A 3,915-nucleotide genomic window follows, 5' to 3' on the forward strand; every position below is an offset into this window, starting at 1 on the left:
ATTGCTGCGCCGACTCGATCAAGCTGTGCCAGAGGTGGGGCAGGTCAATAGCTGCAACGGCAGAGCCCAGGTCTTTCCCTTCCAGGCCCTGCAGATCCAACAGGCGGTTGATGAGCTGGATTTCGGCCTCGCACTCCTGCAGGGCAATGTCCCGGTATTGCCGCTGCTTCTCGTTGAGGGGGGTGCGGCCCAGGAGTTCCAGGGCTAGCTTGATCTTGGTCAAAGGCGTGCGCAGCTCGTGGGAGACCGTGGCCAGAAAGTGGTCTTTGAGGCGGTTGAGCTGCTCCAGATCTGCCACCTGGCAGGCCAGTTGGGCGGTGCGCTCCTGCACTTTGGCTTCCAGTTCCTGGTTAAGCTGCTGCAGACGGCGCTGGGCCTGGTTGGCTTGCAGCAAGTGGCGTAGGCGCCGCTTCAAAACCGACCAGTGGATGGGCTTGGGGATGTAGTCGCTGGCACCGGCGGCAAAGGCCTCACTGACAAAGGCTTCGTCTTCTAAAGCGGTGACGATTAAAATTGGCATGTCGGGGTTTTGGGCGTGGAGGCGGCGGCAACACTCAAACCCATCCAGATCCGGCATCACCGCATCCAGGAGCACCATGTCCGGCTGATGGCGGCTTACGACTTCTAGACAAGCCAAGCCGCTGTCCGCTTCCACAACTTGGTAGCCTTCCCGCTCCAGGGCATAGCGAGCCAAAAGCCGCTGGCTGGGATCATCGTCGGCAATCAGCAGCAGTGGCTTTTCCTCGGCTCCAGAGAAGCTCCCTCCCCGCCGATCTGACATAGGCTTGGCATTAAGCTTCTGCATGGGTACTGGCAACAGGAGAAGGCCCAGACGCGGCAGCCGATAACTCCAGGGTAACTCGCTGGTACTCGGCTTCCAACCGTTGCAAGGCCTGCTTCAGGGTATCCCAGTTTACAAAAGCGGGAGAGGGGTGGCGAGAGAGGTTCTCCAGCTCCTGACACATCTGAGCTAGCGACTTGGCCCCCAGGGTGCTGCTGCTGCCCTTGAGGCGGTGGGCCAGTTGGGCCACGGTTTGGGCATCTTGCCGCTCCAGAGCCTGGCGCAGGGATCCCAGCAGGGCCTGGCTGTCTTGCTGGTAAGTTTGCACCATCTCCTGCCAGTCTTCGGGGGATCCCAGCATGCTGCGTAGGCTGGCCAGGGTGTCGGGATCCAAGGCTGGCTCCGGTTTTTCTTCCGTGCAAGAAGAAGAGATTTCCTGCAAAGCGCGCTCCAGCACAGCCGGCTGCAGGGGCTTGGTCAGGTAGCCGTCGACGCCGGCGGCCTCGGCAGCAGCACGGCTTTCCAGGAAAGCATCGGCGGTGAGGGCAAGAATGCGTGGCTGGCGATCTGGGGGAAGTTCGCTGCGGATGCGGCGGGTGGCGGCCAGGCCGTCCAGCTCCGGCATGTGCAGATCCATCAAGACCAGGTCGTAGGCGCGCAGTTGCAGCGCCTGCAGAGCTTCCAGGCCGTTGGCCACGATGTCCGGCTGATAGCCCAGCCGCTCCAGCATTAGGCGGATGACTTTTTGGTTGACGGGGTTGTCCTCGGCTACCAGGATGCGCAACGGGCAGCGGCTGGCCAAAGGCAGCGGGGGCTCCAAGAGGGAAGTAGCGGCAGGCACTTTTTCCTGGCAAAGCAGAGCCCGCAGTTGCGAGGCCTTGACTGGCTTGCTCAGGGCAGGAAAAGAGCCAGAACTTGCCAGAGCCGCGCTGCGGGCCACCAGCAGCAAAGGCCTCAGGGGGGGCTGCTCCTGCTGCAGAGCCTTGGCCAGGGCCAGTCCATCGCCGTCAGGCAGGCTGGTATCCACCAGGGCCAGGTCAAAAGTCTGGGCCTTGGCCAGAGCTTGGGCTTCTGCTGCAAAGCTGCAGGCCGTTACCTGCATCCCCCAGGCCTGGAGCAGGCGAGCCAGGAGCTGCCGTTGGCTGGCGTTGTCTTCCACCAACAAAACCCGCTTGCCGGCTAGAGCAGCATCGAGGGCTGGGGCTGCCAAGAGGGCCGGATCCGGAACACGCAGCGGGACACGGAAACCAAAGGTGGATCCCTGGCCCGGCTGGCTGTGCACCCAGATCTCCCCGCCCATCAGTTGACAGAGGCGCTGGCTGATGGCCAAACCCAGGCCCGTGCCGCCGTAGCGGCGGCTGATGGAGCTGTCCACCTGGCTGAAAGGCTTGAAGAGGCGATCCTGCTTTTCCGGCGGGATGCCGATGCCGGTGTCTTGCACCTGGAAGCTCACCCACTGCACCTGGGGATCCCGCTCCTGGGCCTCGACGGTTACCACCACTTCTCCCTGTGGGGTGAACTTGATGGCGTTGCTGAGGAGATTGGCCAGGATCTGGCGCAGGCGGTTGGGATCCCCCACCAGGCTGGCTGGCAAGCTGGGATCCACCCAGGCCACCAGCTCCAGATCTTTGCTCTGGGCTTGGGCAGCCATGAGATCCAAGAGCTCCTCCATGAGCTGGGGCAGGGAAAAGGGCGTTTCCTCCAGCTCCAATTTCTGAGACTCGATCTTGGAGAAATCCAAAATGTCGTTGATGAGGCTGAGCAGCACCTCGCTGCCGTAGCGGATGGTCTGCACCCAATCCCGCTGCTGCGGATCCAGGGGGGTATCCAGCAACAGGCTGGCCATGCCCATGATGGCGTTGATGGGCGTGCGGATCTCGTGGCTCATGGTGGCCAAGAATTCGCTCTTGGCGCGGTTGGCCGCCTCGGCAGCTTCCATAGCCGCCTTCATCTGCTCTTCCGTCTGCTTGGCCAGGGTGATGTCCCGCCCGGCGGCGTAGGCCAGGGATCCCGCCAGAGAGGCGCGCCACTCGATAAAGCGGTAGCTGCCGTCTTGGGTGCGGTAGCGGTTGACTAAGCCATCCAGGCGTCCTTCTTGCAGCAGCTTTTGCATCGCCTTCTGCGTGGCCAGCAGATCTTCCGGGTGCACCCATTCCCAAAAGGGGTGCTGCTGCAGCTCCTCGAGGGAACGGCCCAGAACAGTCTCCCAAGCAGGGTTGAGGCGGCGAAAATACCCCTGCTCGTCGGCAATGCAGAGCAAGTCCAAAGCTACCGAGAAGAATTGCTCCAGCTCTGCTTCGGCCTGCTTGCGGGCGGTGATATCGACGGCGGTAAACACCCAGCAAGGGATCCCGCGCAGCACCAGCGGCTGGACGAAGACGTCTTCCCAAAACTCCCGGCCATCCCGCCGTTGCCAGTGCCACTCAAAGCGGGCAGATCCCTGAGAGCGAGCTTGCTCCAGGTGAGGCTGCAGCGAGAACCCCCTTCCCTGCAGGGCCTGGCGATAGGGGGACTGCTCCAAAACGTCGAAGGCCCGCAGCTCCTCCAGGCTAGAAAATCCATAGGCGGCAAGGGCGCGCGGATTAGCCTCCAAGATCTCGCCCGTTTCGGCATGGCGAATGAGGATGGCCACGGCAGCATTTTCAAACAGGGCGCGGAACTTCTGCTCGCTCTCTTGCAGGGCTTGCTGTGCCTGCACCCGCTCCGTGATGTCGCGAATGATGAGCACCACTTCCTGCGCATTCAGAGGGGCAATGCGCACCTCCTCGTGGCGCACCTCGCCATCGATTTCCAGGCTTTGCTCGTAGCGCTGCAGGGTTTGGGTGGCCAGGGCTTGGCGAATATAGGCAAGCCGCCGCTCCGCCAGGTCTGGGGGCAGGAGTTCGTGGGGTGAGCGCCCCAGGTAAGTTTCTGGCAAGCCGTAGGGCCGCACCTCCCCCCCACAGCTCACTCCCAGGCAAACGCCCTGGCTATCGAGGTGAAAGATGAGATCCGGGATGGCTGCCAGAATGGCCCTTTGTTTTTCCTCGGCCACTTTGAGCTCTAGCTCAGCCCGCTTGCGCTCTGTGATGTCCCGCACCAAGACGTAGAGCTTCTCGCTGCCGTGGGCAACGATACAGGCCCTGCGATACTGC

General features: G+C 62.5%; 2 protein-coding genes. Both read right to left on the bottom strand.

Translation table 11 applies throughout. The features are described from left to right. A partial coding sequence (locus NW863_RS05030; RefSeq protein WP_414364917.1) for a response regulator occupies nucleotides 1-781 on the bottom strand: 781 nt, incomplete at its 3' end. A gap of 10 nt (nucleotides 782-791) precedes the next feature. Continuing rightward, nucleotides 792-3,915 (bottom strand): PAS domain S-box protein (locus tag NW863_RS05035; RefSeq protein WP_414364918.1); only part of this gene is annotated, 3,124 nt, incomplete at its 5' end.

This window comes from Synechococcus sp. B60.1, assembly GCF_047462555.1.
In the GTDB taxonomy this organism is placed as follows: domain Bacteria; phylum Cyanobacteriota; class Cyanobacteriia; order Thermostichales; family Thermostichaceae; genus Thermostichus.